This window comes from Paraburkholderia flagellata (assembly GCF_021390645.1).
GTDB lineage: Bacteria > Pseudomonadota > Gammaproteobacteria > Burkholderiales > Burkholderiaceae > Paraburkholderia > Paraburkholderia flagellata.
On the sequence record NZ_JAJEJT010000006.1, the window covers coordinates 161,885 to 180,204 of the forward strand.

The 18,320-nt window shown below is 62.5% G+C and carries 13 protein-coding genes; 2 read left to right on the forward strand and 11 right to left on the reverse strand.

What is annotated here, in order from left to right; all coding sequences use genetic code 11:
• Positions 1-423: 423 nt before the first annotated feature.
• From L0U83_RS40195 to L0U83_RS40205, 3 genes are read right to left on the reverse strand one after another with little or no spacing between them, the layout of a single operon-like run.
• Positions 424-2,412, reverse strand: coding sequence for an acyl-CoA synthetase (locus L0U83_RS40195; protein ID WP_233890158.1), 1,989 nt, complete (start codon positions 2,410-2,412; stop codon positions 424-426).
• Positions 2,409-3,365, reverse strand: coding sequence for a fumarylacetoacetate hydrolase family protein (locus tag L0U83_RS40200; RefSeq protein WP_233890159.1), 957 nt, complete (start codon positions 3,363-3,365; stop codon positions 2,409-2,411). The genes L0U83_RS40195 and L0U83_RS40200 overlap by 4 nt, the downstream gene beginning before the upstream one ends.
• 33 nt (positions 3,366-3,398) lie before the next feature.
• The gene (locus tag L0U83_RS40205; RefSeq protein ID WP_233890160.1) at positions 3,399-4,469 is read right to left on the reverse strand and encodes a VOC family protein; all 1,071 of its coding nucleotides are present in this window, start codon (positions 4,467-4,469) and stop codon (positions 3,399-3,401) included.
• Between the two features lie 334 nt (positions 4,470-4,803).
• Between L0U83_RS40205 and L0U83_RS40210 the strand changes: the two genes are divergently transcribed.
• Complete coding sequence (locus tag L0U83_RS40210) at positions 4,804-5,559, forward strand: TetR/AcrR family transcriptional regulator (protein ID WP_233890161.1); 756 nt, start codon at positions 4,804-4,806, stop codon at positions 5,557-5,559.
• 69 nt (positions 5,560-5,628) lie between these two features.
• Here the strand turns inward: L0U83_RS40210 and L0U83_RS40215 are convergent, their stop codons facing one another.
• The 6 genes from L0U83_RS40215 to L0U83_RS40240 form a co-directional block, all read right to left on the reverse strand.
• Positions 5,629-6,369, reverse strand: a complete 741-nt coding sequence (locus L0U83_RS40215; RefSeq protein ID WP_233890162.1) for a PqiC family protein — start codon at positions 6,367-6,369, stop codon at positions 5,629-5,631.
• Positions 6,366-7,961 carry a PqiB family protein gene (locus tag L0U83_RS40220; protein WP_233890163.1) on the reverse strand — a complete coding sequence of 532 codons (1,596 nt, stop codon included), beginning with the start codon at positions 7,959-7,961 and terminating at the stop codon, positions 6,366-6,368. The genes L0U83_RS40215 and L0U83_RS40220 overlap by 4 nt, the downstream gene beginning before the upstream one ends.
• An 8-nt stretch (positions 7,962-7,969) precedes the next feature.
• The gene (locus L0U83_RS40225; RefSeq protein ID WP_233890217.1) at positions 7,970-9,355 is read right to left on the reverse strand and encodes a paraquat-inducible protein A; all 1,386 of its coding nucleotides are present in this window, start codon (positions 9,353-9,355) and stop codon (positions 7,970-7,972) included.
• Between the two features lie 172 nt (positions 9,356-9,527).
• On the reverse strand, positions 9,528-11,003 hold the full coding sequence (locus L0U83_RS40230; protein WP_233890164.1) for an efflux transporter outer membrane subunit: 1,476 nt from the start codon (positions 11,001-11,003) through the stop codon (positions 9,528-9,530).
• Positions 11,004-11,005: 2 nt separating this feature from the next.
• Positions 11,006-14,179, reverse strand: a complete 3,174-nt coding sequence (locus L0U83_RS40235; protein ID WP_233890165.1) for an efflux RND transporter permease subunit — start codon at positions 14,177-14,179, stop codon at positions 11,006-11,008.
• On the reverse strand, positions 14,176-15,348 hold the full coding sequence (locus L0U83_RS40240) for an efflux RND transporter periplasmic adaptor subunit (RefSeq protein WP_233890218.1): 1,173 nt from the start codon (positions 15,346-15,348) through the stop codon (positions 14,176-14,178). Before L0U83_RS40240 ends, L0U83_RS40235 begins: the two co-directional genes overlap by 4 nt.
• A gap of 429 nt (positions 15,349-15,777) precedes the next feature.
• Here L0U83_RS40240 and L0U83_RS40245 point away from each other — a divergent pair, with 429 nt between their 5' ends.
• Positions 15,778-16,548: a TetR/AcrR family transcriptional regulator gene (locus L0U83_RS40245; RefSeq protein ID WP_233890166.1), complete on the forward strand. Its 771-nt coding sequence runs from the start codon at positions 15,778-15,780 to the stop codon at positions 16,546-16,548.
• Between the two features lie 87 nt (positions 16,549-16,635).
• Here the strand turns inward: L0U83_RS40245 and L0U83_RS40250 are convergent, their stop codons facing one another.
• Both L0U83_RS40250 and L0U83_RS40255 read right to left on the reverse strand, forming a co-directional pair.
• Positions 16,636-17,691 (reverse strand): AI-2E family transporter, encoded by a 1,056-nt coding sequence (locus L0U83_RS40250; protein ID WP_233890219.1) that lies wholly within the window; start codon positions 17,689-17,691, stop codon positions 16,636-16,638.
• Between the two features lie 250 nt (positions 17,692-17,941).
• Positions 17,942-18,124 carry a hypothetical protein gene (locus tag L0U83_RS40255; RefSeq protein WP_233890167.1) on the reverse strand — a complete coding sequence of 61 codons (183 nt, stop codon included), beginning with the start codon at positions 18,122-18,124 and terminating at the stop codon, positions 17,942-17,944.
• Positions 18,125-18,320 lie beyond the last annotated feature (196 nt).

An 18,320-nucleotide genomic window follows, 5' to 3' on the forward strand; every position in this document is an offset into this window, starting at 1 on the left:
GAACGTCTCTTACTTCTCTTCGCCCTTCTGAACGGTTGCCAGGTTTGGCAAGCCGTCCGGCATCTCAGTGAACACGCATCACGAGCCGCTCGGCCTGCGGCGGGAACACGCTCCACGAACCGTCGCGGTGCCGGAAAAAAAACAGCCCAACCGGCCTTGTCGGCAAAAGCAGCTCAATATGCACACAGTTTCCCGCATGCGACTGGGGATGACTTAACCGGGTAATGCGCACCGGGGTCCCGGAAGTCGGCGCAAGCCATTTTTCAACAAGCGAACGTAAGGATCTCTCTGATGCAATACCCATCTTCTTCCCCAACCAAAAACCAGTGACATTCGCGATTCAGCCGTGCCATCACCGCGCATGCGAGTGACTGGACACTTGCGTCGATGCGAGAAACCATGTCACTTCGAAATCTTGTGCGTCTATGACACTCCGTTGCCGTCACCGCTGCTGCCCGAACCCTGCGCGACAGCGATCGAAAACTCGAACGGAAAGCGCCCGAGCGCGGAAGCCGCCAATGATTCGAGTTCCGAGCCGGGAAGTTCGACGTGAACTGAAATCCCACACAAGGCATCGTCAGCGATGCTAACGGTTGCGCCCTCGATGCCAGCGTCCACGAGCGCCGACCGCAGGGCGTCTACCGTTTCAAGCCGCTTCAGCGCGGGCTTGAATATCTTGCCGACACCCGTCAGGGGCATGGCTTCAACGATCCGGATGCCCTTGGGGAACGCAGCTCGCTCGCTGATCTCGTCGCGCAGGAACGCGGCCATTTCTGCTTCATTTGCCGATGTGCCTGGCTTGAGCTGCACGTAGGCGACTGGCAGTTCGCCCGCGTGCATGTCAGGACGCCCCACCGCCGCGGCAACCTGGACCGCTGGATGGCGGTGCAACGCTTCTTCGATCGCTGCAGGGTCGATGTTGTGTCCGCCACGAATAATCAGTTCCTTCTTACGTCCTGTGAGCCAGAAGTAACCGTCTGCGTCGCAGCGACCGAGATCGCCTGTATTGAGCCATCTGCCGCCATCAGCCAGGTCCAGCCAGATGCCGTTGTTCTGCTCCGGCCGCATATAGCCGATGAAAACATTCGGACCGGAGATCACGAGTTGACCAACCTCGTCAGCAACGCAGTCTCGTACATAACAGCCCGCTTCATCGACCATCACGGCTTTCATGGCCTGGCCCGGAACACGAAGGCCGATTGAGCCGACCCGCCGTTCGCCAAGTGGCGGATTGATGCTGCTAATGCAGGTACCTTCCGTGAGGCCATAGCCTTCGAGGATCCTGATTCCGGTTTGCGCCTGAAACGCACGCAGCAACTCCACTGGCATCGGCGCGGCGCCGCACAACCCGTATTCAAGCGAACCGATATCGCGCTCGTCAACGGGAACGTCCAGCAGCGAGCCATAGAGGGTCGGCACGCCGCTGAAAAAGTTGATACGGTAATGCGCGACGATATCCCAGAAGCGTTGGACAACGCCTTCTCCGCGATAGCCTTGCGGCGTGCCCATCACGACATGCGCGCCGCGTGAAAACGGCAGCAGACCGGTCACCATGACGGCGTTGACGTGGAAGAGCGGCAATCCGCAGAAGATCGTCTTGCCCGGACCCACGCTTTCACCGAGGAATTGTCCGGCGCTCCATGCATTGGCCACCTCGTTGCCGTGCCGGCGCATCGCGATTTTTGGCAGGCCTGTAGTGCCGCCCGTGCAGAAGTAGGACGATGCGTCATCGCTGGTCACCCGGTGCGGGGTGGAGAGCGCCATGCCCGGCTCCCGTGCGACGGCTTCGCCGAAGTCGTGGATGCTGATGTGCGTAGGAACCGCGCCTCGCACACCTTCCTCGCCATGCAACCTCGAGCATTCGCCGCGCTGAAGCATTCGGGCCGCAAATCGCTGTTCACCCGGCGCATGGTCGGCAAGATTGATCAGCACGAGATGCTTGAGCGACGCAACCTTGTGCAAGACCGCCTGCGCTTTCGGCCACAGGTCCGTCCCGGGATACGGCGCCAAAGTGACAAGCACGCTGGCACCCGAGGCAGTGAGCAACTCGCCTATCGCGCCGCTTTCGAGCAGTGGATTGATCGCGCAGACAATGCCGACCGCCTCGCCGCCCCAGACCACAAAGTGCGTTTCGGGCAGATTCGGCAACACATAGGCGACGACCGTGTCTCGCTGCACACCCAGTCGTGACAACATGTTCGCTGTGCGCGTGATATCGCGCACCAGTTCGCTGTAAGTCCAGCGCTCCGGATTCGCGTAGTCGTCCGCGGTTGCGAAGAACGAAAGCGCGGGTGCCGATGGATTGATCGCGGCGCCCCGGCAGATCATTTCGTAGGTGCTCGACGGAAGATCCGTCGGCTGCCCCTGCGATTCGATAGCGAGGACATCCTGCTCGTTAGCGACGGCTTTCATGCGGCCTCTGCGATGACGACGTTGCGCTGGGTGCCAAGATCGATCGAGCCATCCTGGCTAACGATACGTGCTTCGACCACATCGCCATCCTGAAGGTACTGTGCTCGCCCGGCTTGCAACGCGAGAAAGAGACGCCATTTCTCCGCTTCGGGCAGCTGCGCCGCGGCGCGTTGCTTTTCCGGTGACGGAATGATCAGCGCGCAACCGGACGGCGTCCCCGTTGCGAGCAGGTCGCCGACGTGCAGGTCTTGAACGCCGGACAGCTCGGTCAATGTCTCTGCCGGACCGTACACAAGACCCGAAGTGGAATCGTTCTGCCGAACCGTTCCGTTGACGGTCAGCGTCAGCACGAACTCCTTGAGCTTCGGCATGTCGTGCTTTTCGAGCAGGCAAAGATACGGGCCGACCGGGCCGAACGTACGAAAACTCTTGCCCTTGTAGAACTGCATCTGTGGAATCTGCACATCGCGCGCGGAATAGTCGTTCACGATCACGGCGCCGGCGACGTAGTCGTGCAGGTTCTCGTCGGTAATCGTTGTGCGGGTCGTGACGTCGCGCTTGAGGACAAGACCGAGTTCGATCTCGTAGTCGAGGAACCGCACTGAATTCGGCTTCACCAGCTTCGAGTCCGCAGGAACGATGCAGCTCGTGGCCTTCGTGAAGATCATGTTGAATTTCTTCGCATCCGGGTCCATGCCGGATTCGATCATGTGCTGGCGGTAATTCGCGCCCTGGCAGATGAACTGCTGATTGGCGGTTACGGGCGAGAGCCATTGCACGTCCGCTTCGGGAAGCGTGGGACCATCCAGCGTCAATAACCGCTCGACCGGATTGGCGTGGATAAACTCGGCGGTCGTCTTGAACTCGCCGGGAATCGGCGTGATAGCGTTGTTGGCCACTACGCCCCACTGGGCGCGGCCATCGTGCAGATAATGCAGAACATGAATTGCCATGTTGTCTGTCTCCGGATTCGATAAAGGGGTGCGTCAGGCAAAAATCTTGAGCAGTGCCCGAAGCCTCGCCAGCGTGACGTCGGGGCTTCGGCGCAGGTTTGCGATCAGCGCCGCGATGCTCGCAAGCGTCAATCGGGGCTTGGTGAAGCTGCTCGGCATCGTCGGCCCCCATTGGGCCATCGCCTCGCGGCTCACGGCGTGGATTCCCGTGGGTGCGTCGCTGGTGAAAAGATCGCCGTCGCAGTAGTGCTCATGCTTGTCTCCCCACGGGTCCTGCCAGTAGTCGAAAATCTGGCTCCCGAGGATATGTCGGCCGATGCCCCACGCATGTGTCCATCCGCTCTTGCGCAGGATGCGCTGGCCCATACCGACTGCGTCCGCATCGACGAGCTCGTATGCGCTATGGCTGTATTTCGGGGCGAACGTCTGGGCGAGCGCGAGCGTGTGATGATCGGCGGGTTTGTCTCCGAGATCGAGCCGCATGAACGCGACAGCCGGTGACCCATCGGGCAGCACCTGCACGTCGCTGGGGATAAAACCAAACTGGCGCGTGTACCACGCACAGGTTTCCTGATAATCGGCGAGTTCCAGCACCACATGCCCAAGCCTGATGATCTCAGGGGCGCTCTCGGGGGGGCGCTGCGTGCCGTTGACGCGAACGGCGGCATCGACGGAATTGAACGCCAGGGATAGCCGGTGCGGCAACGCAGAGGCGGGCGCCTGGCCCCAGATCGCATCGACACGAAAACCGGACGGATCCTCCAACTCCACCACGTAGCCGCCGCCCGGCAGCGCGGACGCTTTCACCGCCGAAGCGCCCGGCAGCCTGGCGAGCGCCTGCAGTTCGGCTTCGCTGCCGACCTGCAGGCCGAAGCCGACAAATCGCGCTTTGGACGCCTTTCGTACGACATAACAGAAGTGCGACGCAGCCGTACCGCGCAGAAGCAGCATCTCTTCGCCACGCGTTACCGTTCGGAGCCCGAAATCATTGAGAAACCGTTCGGCTTGCCCGACGTCCGGCCGATCGAATATGAGGTAGGCCAACGCGGTCGCTTTTGCCGTGGGATCCGGGTGACGAGCCGGCTGTGCAGTAGTCAGTTTCATGGCGGACGGTAATCAGGTGGTTGGGATCGGTGACGCAGCGCGCAGCGCTGGCGCGCCGCACCCCGTGCGCCTGCGAGCGCTCGCAGGCGCACCGGACGGGCAATTCGCCGGCGCTAGATCGATTGCGGGTCGCAATGCCCGGATCGTCGGATGGGTAAGGTGATGCCGGTCGCTGGGCGCGATTCCGATTCCGATTGCTGTCTCCACAGCCACTCCGTCTGTTTTAGTTAGACCGGCTTCTGATGCCGATGATGACATTAAACTCATCGCTGATCGTTTTGTCAATAAAGACATTAGAATCTATACTGTGGTTATACCCAGACTTGGATCCACCATGACAACCACGACAAAGCGCGCAGCAGCGAAGCGTGCCGCGCCTGCGGCGCCCGCCTCCCCGGCTCCCGTCATCGAAGAAAAAGAGCCTCGCGGTGCGCGCCGCAAGCGCGAGACGCGCGCCCGTCTGCTCGACGCCGCTCTCAGGCTGATGGCCGAAAGGGGCATGGAGGGCGTGGCGATCAATGAAATCACGGAGGCCGCCGATGTCGGCTTTGGCTCGTTCTACAACCACTTCGAGTCGAAGGAAGCGATCTACGCGACGCTAGTCGACAACGTTTTCGAGGAGTTTGCGGACGTCCTCGATCGCCTCGCGGGGGGCATCTCCGACCCCGCGGAAGTGGTGGCCGTCTCGGTGCGCCACACTGTCCTGCGTGCGCGGCACGATCCCGTGTGGGGACGCTTTCTGATTCGCGAAGGGTTTTCGGCGCCTGCGCTGAGTCGCGGGCTAGGCCAGCGGCTCCTGCGCGACATTCGAAACGGCATTACGGCAAAGCGATTTGTCGTTGCCGACCCGTTTGTCGGCTATCTTGCGGTGGGTGGCACAGTGCTCTCCGCCATCGCGGCCGAGTTGAACTATGTCGCGCCGGGCGCAAGCGCCGCGGGCATGCTGAAGGAACTGGGTTTCAGCGGCGAGCACTTTCCGGAGCGCACGGCAGCCATGCTGCTGCAGATACTCGGCCTGAAGCGCGCGGAGGCCGAAAAGATCGCCGCGCGTCCACTCCCCGTCGTCGAGGCAGCCGACGAGGCAGTTTGAGGTCGGCCAGTCGTGAGGGGAGCGTTTCTCGCGATCGGTCCCCGTCCCGACTGGCAACGGGCCGCAAATTTATACGCCGGAGCGCGGAGCCGCCGCCCTGTCAACCGCCGTTTGGGCACCGCCTGAAAATGGCGGGCAGGACAGCGTTGTCATTCCCGTTTTGCTGGACGCACCCGCCGGGCCAGACGGCCGATCCGCCGCGGTCGCAGCGAAGGCGCGCACGACCTTGGCTATCTGAGCAGCGATTGCGTCGATCGCACGACGATGCCCGTCGACGATCGCCTGATACCCGTCAGACACGGGCTCGCTCACGGTGCTGTGGCAAGTCAGGGTCTCCTGGCCCGCAGACCTGCTTACACTCCATACGGCGTCAACCAGTACATGTGAACCGGGCCACGATTCAAAGCGCTGAATGTCGACGCCGACCTGATAGACGGGACCCTCCCCACCACGGCCAACCGCGCTGGCAGCGGATGCGCCCGCCTGCTGGCTCACGCGAGCAGCAAGTGCATAGCGTATCTCGTCCGGAAGGGCCGATGACCAGCGATCGTCTTCCAGCACCTGCACCTGGGCCGGGTTGACCTGTACCACAAGCTGACTTCTCGCGACCGCGGCCGGCACTTTCACCGGGCGCACGTCGATCTGCAAAGCGGGGCTTGTCGTATTCCTCGCGATGGTCGGCTCTGCGTCGGTTCCGAGCGTATAGAAGCGCGTCGCGGGCGTTGCGCACGCCCCCAGCAGGGCGAGCCCGACGACAGAAACGAGTGTCCTCACCGTGGTGCGGAAAGAGCGGGATTGCCTTGCGATCATTGCTGGTCTCCTTTTTTGCCAAACAGCAGCGCCTGCGGATGCCGCTCCAGGTATTCGGAGAGCGCATTGAGCGACTGCAGCGTGCGCGTGAGCTGCTGCATGGCGTCCTGAACGTCCGACTGCATCGGCGCAGTCTGCCGCAGCGTCGATTCCGCGGTCGCGAATGTCTTTTGCGCGGCAGCGAGCGTGTCGCGTGCCTGCGGCACGACCTCGGTGTCCATATGTCCGAACAGCCTGCTGGCGTTCTCCAGCGCACCGTCGAGATGGGCGCCGATCCGGTCGAACGGCACCTGGTTCAGTTTCCTTGCGATGTCGGCCACCTGCACCTGGAGCTCGTCGAGCGTGTTCGGCACAGTCGGCAGTTCGATCGGATTGCTGTGCACGTCGACGCTCGCGCGAGGCGCTTTCGGGAACATGTCCAGCGCGACATACAACTGTCCCGTCAGGAGATTGCCGGTCCGCAATTGCCCGCGCAGCCCTTCCGTCACCAGGTGCTGCAGCATTTCGTGCCCGCCTGCCGTGTCTGGCGCAGGCAGCGCCTCGCTGGAGCGCCGGCTGAGCCGGTCAGGGTAAAGCGCCATCGCCACCTTCATGCTGAAGCTCTTCTGCTTTTCGTCGTACTCGATACCAATCTCGGTCACCTGCCCCAGCGCAATCCCGCGAAGATCGACGGGTGCGCCAACAGACAGCCCACGCAACGACTGATCAAAACGCATGACCACATTGAGCGGCTGGCCGTCGGGCTCGCGCATGGCATCCGATTCGTCCGTGGCGAGCCGGAACTCCGCCCTATCCGCTGCCGGTCGTCCAGCTTCCTGCCCGGCCGGAGACTGGAATGCCAGCCCTCCAACGACGACCGTCGCGAGCGATTGCGTATTGAGCTTCAGTCCGTTGGAATCGAGACGCAGATCGACGCCGCTTGCGTGCCACCACCGCGTATTGGTACCGACGTACTGGTCGTACGGTGCATTCACGAAGACATTCACGATGACGCCCGCGCCGTGAGGATCGAGCGAGTAGCCAATCACCTGGCCCGCCTGGATACGGTGGTAGAAGATGGGGGCACCGATATCGATCGAGCCCAGCGACTCGCCGCGCAGCGTGTACTGATGCCCTGGCTGCCCCGTGGTGACAATGGGCGGGCTTTCAAGACCGAGGAACGCGGTTTGCCTCTCGGTCGAGCGCCCGATGTCCACGCCGATGTACGCGCCAGAGAGCAGCGTACCGAGGCCCGAGATGCCGTTGGCGCCAACGCGCGGGCGTACCACCCAGAACCGCGTGCCTTGCGTCGCAAATTTCCCTGCGTCCTTGCTCAACTGGATACTCGCGCTGACGCGCCGCAAATCCGTGGACAACGCAATGCCTTGCACGACACCGATTTCAACGTCCTTGTACTTTACCTTCGTCTTGCCTGCCTCAATGCCATCGGCATTATTGAAGGTAACCGTCACGACAGGCCCTCTTTCTGCAACGGATTTGACCACCAGACCAACACCGATCAATGCGGAGATCAGAGGTACTAACCAGATGAGGGATGGCAGCCAACGTTTGCGCGGCTTGAGTTCAGGGCGGGATAGTTTGGAAAGATGCATCGTCTGTTTCAGGATATGCGGTTTGCAGGAAGGGAAGCAGCCAGAGCTTCATCGTTCGCTGTTGGGGTGCGACGCTGCCGCGCATTCACGTTGTCCCAGTTGAACCGCGGATCGAACTGATGCGATGCGAGCATGGTCAGGATCACGACCGCTCCGAAAGCGAGGGCGGCAGGCCCCGCAGTGATGACGGCAAGCGAGCCGAAATGCACCAGTGTGACCGTCAGTGCAACGACGAAGACGTCGAGCATCGACCATCGGCCAATGCGCTCGACGATCCGGTACAGCGTTGCTCTTTCACGAGCGCGCCAGCCCGAACCGCGAGAAGCGGCTACCGTGAGAAGCGTGAGAACAACGAGCTTGAGAACCGGGACGAGAACGCTGGCGACAAAGACGACGACAGCAAGGGGCCAGTCTCCCGACGTCCAGAAATACGCGACGCCGCCAAGGATCGTGTCGTCCTCCGAACCGCCCACGGATGAGGCGTGCATGATCGGCAGCAGGTTCGCCGGGATATAGGCAAACGCGGCGGCAAGAAGCAGACTGGCCGTTCGCGCCAGGCTGTCAGGCCTGCGTTCGTGCAGCACATGCTCGCATCGGGAGCAGCGCTGGTGGGCCTCCCCTTCGATACGCGTCTGAACGAGTCCGCACGCGTGACAGCCGACAAGTCCGGCGCGTTTAGCCGTGATCGCGGGAGGTGAGCCAGCTTTGCGCGCCCCCAATGGCCGTGTGAAACGCCCTCGCCTTGTGCTCGCTCTTGACCAGCGAACGTCCGCCATTCGAGAACGCCTGATTTCGTCAGGGACCGCCCAGAGCCGGCTCGGGTCGAAGGAAGCCACAACGCCCAGCATGAGGGTCAGCGCGCCCGTTGCGAACAATCCCGGTCCCGGGATCACTTGCGCGATGCTGACCATTTTCACGATGGTCACCAGCACGCCGAGCATGAACACCTCGACCATGCCCCACGGCCGAACGAGCTGCACGAGACGCACCATCGCATTGAAACGGGGTGGCAGTTTGCCTAGCCGGAGCGGCACCAGCACATATAGCAATGCGAGCAGTTCGATCAACGGGAAAAGCACAGCCGAGCAGAACACCATGATCGCGACAACGCGCATGTTGCCGGACCAAAGCGAGCGCACGGCGCCAAACAGCGTCGCCTCGGAAGTCATGCCGTTCGCGCGAAGCTCGATCACAGGGAAACTCTGCGCGATACAAAAAACGATCAATGCGGCGAGCGTCACAGCGCAGATCCAGTCCAGGGGCCATCCGCTACCCGGTAACGCTGTCATGCCCGCGCCGCAGCGCGAACAGGTCGCACGACGCCCTTTGACGCTGAAAGGCTTGCGAAACAGCAGATCGCATTCGTGGCAGACAATGAGTCTCTGATATTCCATACAGAAATAAACCGGAAATACGGGATTTTCATACTGGCGCAACGGCCGAATCACACGGCCGGCGTGGCGGCCCTTCAATCGATGTGTCCAACGGCTATCGCGTGGCTCGACCCGGTGCTCAACGGCGCGGGCGTTCCTGTCGGTTCGCCCTCGCGTTTCACGAACGCCTGAGTCAATGCGTTGATGCTGCCGTCTGCTGAGTCTGCTGAGGCGGTGGCAGTTCCCCCATCGCCTGGAACAGTGCGGCCGTATCGCTCATGCGCTGGCCCGCTGCACGCACTGCGCCTATCTCAGCGTTGAGATACCGCGACTCGCTGGCGTGCGTCGCGGCGGAAGGCAGCGAGCCGAGGCGCTGGCGCGATGACGTGTCCTCGAATGCCGTGCGCGCGGCGTCGGCGGCGACTTCGCTCGACGCCTGGGTCTGTGCGTCGTTCTCCAGCGCGGCGAGCGAATTCGCCACGTCCTGGAACGCCGAGAGCACAGTGGACTTGTAGTGCAGCACCGTGGCGTCGTAAGTATCGATCGACGCGCGGCGCTGCGCGAACAGGGCGCCGCCATGGAAGATCGGTTGCGAGAGGCTCGCGCCGATGGCCCAAAGGCCGCCCGCGCCCGAAACCACTGCTGGCCAGCTGAAGCCGCCGCGCCCCATCGCGCCCGTCAGCGAAAGGCTCGGGAAGAGTTGTGCCGTTGCCTCGCCCACATCGGCAGCCGCCGCCTTGACGGCGGCGTCGGCTGCCTGGATGTCCGGGCGCGAGCGCAACAGATCCGAAGGCACGGCGACGGGCACGTGCTCGGGCAGCGAGAGGCTGTCCAGATCCGGCACGCTCGGGGCATTGTCCGGCGTACGGCCCATCAGCACCGCGAGTGCATGAACCGCCGTCGCGCGTTGCTGACGCAACTCCGGCAACGTCGCCGCAATGGAAGCCGCGTCCTGTTTCGACTCGAGCGCCTGTACACGTGAAACGGAGCCGAGCGCGGAGCGCTGCGCATCTTCGTTCGCCGCATCGTTCGATACCGTAACGAGCCGCTCGGTGAGCGCAATCTCCCGATCGAGTGCCGCCACATTGATCGTGGCCGCCACGATGTTTGCAGCGAGCGCACGGCGCGACGCTTCCAGTTCAAACGCCTGCACATTCACACGGGCCGCGCTCGCCGAATTCATGTAGCGCGTTTGGCCAAAGAGGTCGAACGTATAGTGCGCGAGCAACTGCCCGGCAAAGAAGTTGTATTGCACTTGCTCGGGGAGGCCAAGCTGGGGCGCGACCGGCGTGCGCGCGCGCTGGACCTGCGCGGCGCCGTCGATCGATGGCAGCGTCGATGAGCCGATCTGCGCGCGCAGTTGCTCTTGCGCCGCTGCGAGCGTGCGCTGCGTCGCCGCAAGCGTCGGGCTGTTGCGCAGTCCTTCTTCGACGAGCGCATCCAGCGGGGCGCAACGGTAGAGCCGCCACCATTGCGGCCCGGGAGTCGCGCCGACATCGAACGTCTGCACAACGCCACCCGCGGCCACCGTCTTCGCCGGCTGCGCCTGCGCACCGTAGTGCTTGGGCGACGGCATTGCCGGCGCCTCGCCGCTCGGCCCGAACGAGCACGCCGTCAGAGCGAGTCCTGCGGCCACGGCCAGCACGGTTGTCTTGTAGGTAAAAGTCATGATCAACCCTCCGTATGCTCGACGACGACCTCTTGCGCGCCGCGCTCGTCGCGACGGACCCTGAAGCACGTCGCGTAAAGCGCGGGCAGGAAAAACACCGTCAGCACCGTGGCGATGGTGATGCCGCCCATCAGCGCGGTCGCCATGGGCCCGAAGAAGCCCGAGCGCAGCAGCGGAATCAGCGCGAGCACGGCGGCAGCGGCCGTCAGCATGATCGGCCTGAAACGCCGCACCGTTGCGCCGATAATGGCGTCGAAGCGCGCGTGGCCCGCCGCGATGTCCTGATCGATCTGGTCCACCAGAATCACGGAGTTGCGCATGATGATCCCGAACATCGCGATCACACCAAGCAGCGCGACGAAGCCAAACGGTTTGCCGAACAGCAAGAGCGCAGTCACCACGCCGATCAGACCCAGCGGTGCGGTAAGAACGACGATGAAGGTGCGTGCGAAGTTTTTCAGCTGGATCATCAACAGTGTCAGCACCGCGATAATCATCAGCGGCATTTCCGCGTTGATCGACGTCTGGCCCTTTACGCTCTCTTCGACCGCCCCGCCCACCTCGATCCGGTACCCCACAGGCAGCTTCGCGCGCACGGCCGTGAGTGCGTGCTCGATGTCGCGCGTCACGTCGATGCCCTGCGCCTCGCCGCGCACGTCGGCCTGCACGGTGATGGTCGGCTGGCGATCGCGCTCCCAGATCACGCCGTACTCGAGCGTGTCCCGCACACGTCCGAGCGAGCCGAGTGGAACCGGGCCGCTCGGTGTCGGAATCGCAAGGCTCGTGAGCTTTGCGGGATCGATGCGCTCGCTCTTCGGCGCACGCAGATCGACGTTGATGAGCTTGTCGCGCTCGCGGTACTGCGTCACGGTGTAGCCGGACAGCGTCATAGCGAGGAAGCTCGAAACGTCCTCTGACGTGACGCCAAGCTGGCGCGCCCGGTTCTGGTCGATCTCGAACGAGATTGAACGTTCGGCCGGTTCGTCCCAGTCGAACTGGACGTTGCGCGTGCGGGAGTCGGCGCGGACCGTCTCTGCGACCGTTTCCGCGATCGATCGCACCGTCGCGATGTCGTCACCGCTCACGCGGAACTTGATCGGGAAGCCCACGGGCGGCCCGTTTTCGAGTCGTGCCACACGTGTGCGGACACCGGAAAAGTCCTTCTCCAGTTTCGCGTCGAGCCAGTGCATCAGTTGCTCGCGTGTTTCGACGTCCTTTGCGGTGATGACGAACTGCGCGAAGTTGGGCTGCTGGAGTTGCTGGTCGAGCGGCAGGTAAAAGCGCGGTGCACCTGTGCCGACGAAGTCGACGAAATGCGCGATCTCGGGCTTGCTGTCCAGGACCTTCTCGAGGCGCTTTGCCTCGCGCAATGTCGCCTCGAACGAAGCGCCCTCCGGCAACCTGACGTCGACCAGCAGTTCGGGCCGCTCGGAGTTCGGGAAGAACTGTTGCGGCACGCGCGTGAAGGCCCCCATCGCAATGACGAAGAGCACGACGGTGACGCCGAGCACGACCCAGCGTCGGTCGATACAACACGCGACCCAGCCCGACAGGCGCCGGTAAAAGCCCGTGTTGTAGACATCGTGTTCATGGCCGTGGCCACCGCTCGCGTGAGCCTTGCGCTCCGCAAGCAGATGGAAGCCCAGCAACGGCACCAGCACGACGGCAGCGAACCACGAAACGATGAGCGCAATGGCCGATACCTCGAAGATCGAGCGTGTGTACTCACCCGTGCTCGATTTCGCGAGCGCGATCGGCAGGAAGCCCGAGACCGTGACGAGTGTGCCCGTCAGCATCGGGAATGCGGTGCTCGTGTAGGCAAAGGCCGCCGCGCGCATGCGGCTCCAGCCCTGCTCCAGCTTCACGGCCATCATTTCGACGGCGATGATGGCATCGTCGACGAGCAGCCCGAGCGCGAGCACGAGCGTGCCGAGCGAAACCTTGTCCAGGCCGATACCGAATAAATGCATGCACAGCGCCGTCACCGCCAGCACAATCGGAATCGTGATGACGACGACCATGCCGGTGCGCAGGCCGAGCGAAACGAGGCTGACAACCAGCACGATCGCCACCGCTTCGCCAACCGCCTCGACGAAGTCGTCCACCGAGTGCTTGACCGCGTGTGGCATGCTCGAGACCGGATCGAGCTTCAGGCCGGCCGGCAGCGACGCCTGCAATTGCGCCGTCTTCGCGTCGAGTGCCTTGCCGAGGTCGATGACGTCGCCTCCCTTCTGCATCGTGACACCGATGCCGAGCACTGCGTGGCCGCCAACGCGCATCTGCGTCACGGGCGGATCGTCATAGCCGCGCTTGATGGTTGCGATTTCACCAAGACGGAACGAGCGGTTGTTGACCGTGATCAGCGTGTCCGCGAGCGCCTGTTCATTCTTGAACGCGCCGCTCGGCCGCACGAATACGCGGTCGTCCGCCGTCGTAATGTTGCCGACGGGTGCGACGGTGTTCTGCGCGTCGATTGCACGAGCGAGTTGCTGCGGCGAGATCGACAGGCGCGTGAGTTGCGCATTCGAGATCTCGACGAAGATATGCTGATCAGGGTCGCCGAAGTAGTCGACCTTCGCGACGCCCGGCACGCGCAGCAGAACCGTACGCAGCTGGTCCGCATAGTCGTGCATTTGCGCGGGCGTAAAGCCATCGCCTTCGAGCGCGTAGATATTCGTGTAGACGTCACCGAACTCATCGTTGAAGAACGGTCCGACCGTTCCCCTCGGCAGCGTCGCCGCGATGTCGCCCACCTTCTTGCGGACCTGGTACCAGGTCTCGGGCACCTCCTTGACAGGCGCCGAGTCCTTCATCGCGAAGAAGATCATCGACTCGCCAGGACGCGAGTAGCTCTTGATGTTGTCGACATACGGTGCCGCCTGCAGCTGGCGGCCAATCCGGTCCGTGATCTGTTCCTGCACTTCGCGGGCGGTCGCGCCCGGCCAGTACGTCTTGATGACCATCGTCCGGAACGTGAACGGCGGGTCTTCGGATTGCGCAAGACGGGTATAGCCGATCACCCCAAAAAGCGTGGCCAGGCCGATCAGAAAAATCACCAGCTGCTGGTGCCGCAGCGCCCATGAAGAGAGGTTAAAGCCCGTTCCGCTGGCGCTTGCCTCGCCAGAAGCGTTCGCCGGCGCGCTGTCGAGCGCGTGTTCGTGGTCGCGCGCGTTCATACCGATGCGTCCTCTGAATGCAGCGGAGGCACCACTTGCACATGCTGCCCGGCACTCACGGCATGCACGCCCTGCAGGACCACGCGGTCGCCATCGTGCAGTCCCGAACTGAACGAGACAGTACGCTCGCCGTACCGCTCGATCGTGACCGGACGCAACTCGAGCGTGTCACCGCCTGTACGCACCACCCACACGGCCGGATTTTCACCCTTATGGAAGAGCGCAGTTACCGGCAGCGTGAAGACCTGGCCCGCATCGTCCGCTGCGCTGAATGCCACGTTCGCGGTCATGCCAAGACGCACCTCGGGACTCGGTGCCGTCAGCGTGAGCTTCACGCGCCACGTGCGGCTTTGCGGGTCGGCCGCCGCCGAAACCTCGCGCACGCGCGCTTCGAAAGTCTTGCCGGGCAGCGCGGGCAAAGTGACGCGCGCGTTGCTGCCGACGGCGAGCGCGTTCAGCGTTCTTTCAGGCGCGTCACAAACGACATCGACGTCGCCCGTCCAGTCGAGGTGATACACAGCCTGGGTTGCCTGAACGTTCTGGCCGGTATCCACATCCTCGGAAGTGATGACGCCGTCGTGATCCGCGGTCAGCGTCGCGTAGCGCAGGTGATCCGTCGCGAGCGCCATCTGGGCGAGCGCGGAAGTGCGCTGCGCAAGCGCCGAAGCGTAGGCATCTTCGGTCTGCTCCAGTTGCGCGGGAGCAATCAGGTTCGCACGTGCCTGAGCCTGATCGCGGTCGAGCTGCTGCCTGGCAAAAACGAGACGATGCTCGGCGGCGTCGAGCTGCGCGCGCGCATTGACGAGGTTGTTCTGCAGATCCGTCGGGTCGAGCAACGCAACCACCTGCCCCGCCTTGACCGTATCGCCGATACGCACTCGCCGCTCGATGACCTTTCCTCCCACCCGGAATGACAGGGGCGTGGAATAACGCGCCTGTACCTGTGCCGGCAGCGAGTTGCTTTCAACGCGCCCATCCGGATGAACCGCAAGCGCAACGACAGGCTTGGCCTCCGGGACGGCTGCGTCATGCTGGTGGCACGCTGAAAGCGCGAAGGCGCTGCACGCCGCAACGACGACAGTCAACTTGTGCGTCGATTGAAAGAAGGAAGGTAACAGGGAGCGCACTCGTTTCAGCTCGACAAGACCGGGTTGTTTCACGATGTTCACAAGGCAGGTGATCAATACAGGTTGAAAAGTCATCGGCGCCGTCGGCTCGTCGCGCCTGCAAAAAGCGGGCGTTGCCAGGAGCGCGAAAACAAAGCCATTGGTGCGGAGCGGGTCCTCTTTGACGCCCCGGTGGAACGGCGACCTGCGCTTTATTGACAGGCCATCGCAGCCGGTACGCCACGCGCGTCTCGAAGCGGAGCAGCACCATTTGACGGCCGCATTCGCTGATGCCTGCGCTTATCTGCACGGCCTCCGCGGACATGGGTACCGGCTAGCTCCCAACGTCTGCGAGACGCTCAAGCTGTCCCTGGATTCCGGCTGTTCTCCGCATCCACCGTCGTACAGATGACATTAAACCCATTACTGATACACTTGTCAATCATGACATATGAATCTAAAATCTAACGATATATGGTTCCAGGAGATAACATGCCCAATGCCCCGACTTCCCGCTCGAGTCGTCGGTCACTGGCGAAGGTGCCAGCGGCCGGTCGCGAGTCCACCGCAACACGATCGCCGCGCGTCGCCCGACGCAAGCTCGAAACGCGGCTTCGTTTGCTCGATGCAGCGTTTGCGCTAGCGGCGGAAAAGGGAATCGACAGCGTCACGATCACCGAGATTACGAACGCCGCCGACGTGGGATCCGGGTCCTTCTACAACCACTTCGACTCAAAGGAAGGGATCTTCGCCGCGCTCGTCGAATGGTTATTCGAGGAATTCGCGACGACGCTCGATCGTCTCGCAACCGGGTTGTCCGACCCGGCCGAAGCGATCGCGGTGTCGGTGCGTCATACGCTTTTGCGGGCCTACCAGGAGCCGGTTTGGGGCCAGCTACTGATACGCGAAGGGCTATCCACGCGAGTGTTGAGCAGGGGGCTGGGGCAGCGGCTGATGCGGGACGCGAAGAGAGGGGTTTCGGAACGCCGCTTCATGGTCGCGGACGAACTGATGTGTGTGTTTTCCGTGATTGGCACTGTTGTCGCTGCAATCGCTGCCGAGCTTCACCTCTCCGGATCTTCAAAGCGGGCGGTTCGCGCACGAAAGGCCCTTCGATCGAGGCACGAAAAGTTCGCCGAGAGCACGGCGGCCATTGTGTTGCAGGCGTTCGGCCTCAAACGCACCGAAGCCGAAAGGATTGCGCACCGTCCACTCCCGGCGCCCCCTCAAGCGGCGAGCGTCTCAAGCGATACGGCGGCATGAAGCCAGACACGGCAGGCACTTGCAGCCGATCGAGCGTCATTCATTGCATGCCGGTGCGGCGCGCAGCGACAACCGGTCGCCAAACCATCAGTCCCGGTAAAGGGTGCTGGCAAGATAGCCCCGTCGTAGTTCTCGCAACGCCGAAGCAACGACGGCACTCACAGGCAGCGCAAGCAGCACGCCGAAGAAACCGAACAGTTGCCCAAACGCCAGCAACGAGAAAATCACCGCCAGCGGATGCAGGCCAATGCGCTCGCCAACGAGCCTGGGTGTAAGAACAACGCTCTCGAGTACCTGCCCGATTCCGTATACGGCGACCACCGCCGCGAAGCCGTACCAGTTCCCAAATTGCAGAAACGCAGCGAGAAGCGCAAGCACCAGCGCGCTCGAGAATCCAATATAAGGGACGAGCACGGCAAGCGCGGTAAGAAGGCCGACAGGCAGTGCAATGTCCAGTCCGGCGATAGCCAGCGCTGTGGGATAAAACACCGCAAGGATCACGACGACGAGCAGTTGCCCGTGGAGATACTGCGCCAGCATGTGATCGATCTCCGCAACGAAGTGCCGGGTTCTTCCGAGCCAGCGCCGCGGCACGAAACTCTCCATGCGCTCGAGCGCCTCGTGCCTGTCGTAGAGAAGGTAGAAAAGGACGAGCGGCACTAGCACGACATTGCCGACGATGCTCATCATCATGTCGCCGCTCGTACGCACGTACTGCCACGCAGCGAGGACAGCGCCTTGCTCGTCTGATATCAGTCGCGCTGTCAAGGCGTCGCGGACATTCGCCAGATCGAGCGAGTAGTGGATTCCCAGAAAAGCCAGCCGGGGTTGCAGCGTTGCGTCCAGCTTGGTCACCAGCGAAGGCACCTGTTTTGCGAGTTCGGGCCCTTCCCTCTGGATGACCACGAATAGCAGCAAAATGAGCAGCATGACGAGAAACGCGAACACGGAAATCATGACAAACGCGGCAAGACCGCGGGGTACGCGATGACGTACCAGCCATTCCACGCCCGGCTGCAAAACGTACGCGATCATGGCACCGAGCAGAAACGGCGTGAGGACGGGACGCAGGGTCCATAGCAGGACGCCAGCCGACAGCGCAACGGCTCCCCAAAACAATGATTGGCGGTGGTAGGCAGTCATCGGTAAGCCCTTCCGGCGTTGGAGGATCTGTTCGGCACACGAGCGGCGCCGGTCATGGTTTGAATCCGCGCATCGCCGATAGTCCTGCCGAACCATGGAAGCTTGCATGCGCCGCCTGTACCCTTGGTGTGATCACCATGCATTGCGCGCACCTGCAGCGGGGACACCAGCGTCAAACTTAAATGATAATGTTATCACTTTTGCGTTGTTATTGCGTCTGTTTTCAGCCGGCCGCGTGGGCCGATGGCGTTCAGTGCACCCGCTCACTATTCAGTGCAAGCAGGCGCTCCAGCTCCAGCAGCGCATCGCCAAGCAGGTCGATGGCGCCGTTCGGCGTCGACGCCGTAGCAGCACTGCGAAGCGCGTCCTGGACGATCTCGTGGGCGCTTTCTGGTTTGGCTTTACCGATCCTCGCGATGAATTGCTTTTCCATGAGTACTCCTTCGCGGATGAGGTAACGGCGGAAAGTATATGCGCCGCAGACGGTTGAATCGACGCTCGCAATTGTTTGTTTCCATCTCGCCAACACGCGAGCAAGGCAGTTAATGCGCTATATCATCATTTATGATACAGTCGTCACTTTCCACATCCGACCGCTAACGTCTGTCCATTACGGCATGGGCACATTG

Bases quoted from the DNA above. Each gene is read 5' to 3' on its own strand.
- L0U83_RS40235 (WP_233890165.1), bottom strand. From the start codon at position 14,179: ATGAACGCGCGCGACCACGAACACGCGCTCGACAGCGCGCCGGCGAAC.
- L0U83_RS40255 (WP_233890167.1), bottom strand. From the start codon at position 18,124: ATGGAAAAGCAATTCATCGCGAGGATCGGTAAAGCCAAACCAGAAAGC.
- L0U83_RS40210 (WP_233890161.1), top strand. From the start codon at position 4,804: ATGACAACCACGACAAAGCGCGCAGCAGCGAAGCGTGCCGCGCCTGCG.
- L0U83_RS40225 (WP_233890217.1), bottom strand. From the start codon at position 9,355: ATGGAATATCAGAGACTCATTGTCTGCCACGAATGCGATCTGCTGTTT.
- L0U83_RS40215 (WP_233890162.1), bottom strand. From the start codon at position 6,369: ATGATCGCAAGGCAATCCCGCTCTTTCCGCACCACGGTGAGGACACTC.
- L0U83_RS40230 (WP_233890164.1), bottom strand. From the start codon at position 11,003: ATGACTTTTACCTACAAGACAACCGTGCTGGCCGTGGCCGCAGGACTC.
- L0U83_RS40205 (WP_233890160.1), bottom strand. From the start codon at position 4,469: ATGAAACTGACTACTGCACAGCCGGCTCGTCACCCGGATCCCACGGCA.
- L0U83_RS40245 (WP_233890166.1), top strand. From the start codon at position 15,778: ATGCCCAATGCCCCGACTTCCCGCTCGAGTCGTCGGTCACTGGCGAAG.
- L0U83_RS40195 (WP_233890158.1), bottom strand. From the start codon at position 2,412: ATGAAAGCCGTCGCTAACGAGCAGGATGTCCTCGCTATCGAATCGCAG.
- L0U83_RS40220 (WP_233890163.1), bottom strand. From the start codon at position 7,961: ATGCATCTTTCCAAACTATCCCGCCCTGAACTCAAGCCGCGCAAACGT.
- L0U83_RS40200 (WP_233890159.1), bottom strand. From the start codon at position 3,365: ATGGCAATTCATGTTCTGCATTATCTGCACGATGGCCGCGCCCAGTGG.
- L0U83_RS40250 (WP_233890219.1), bottom strand. From the start codon at position 17,691: ATGACTGCCTACCACCGCCAATCATTGTTTTGGGGAGCCGTTGCGCTG.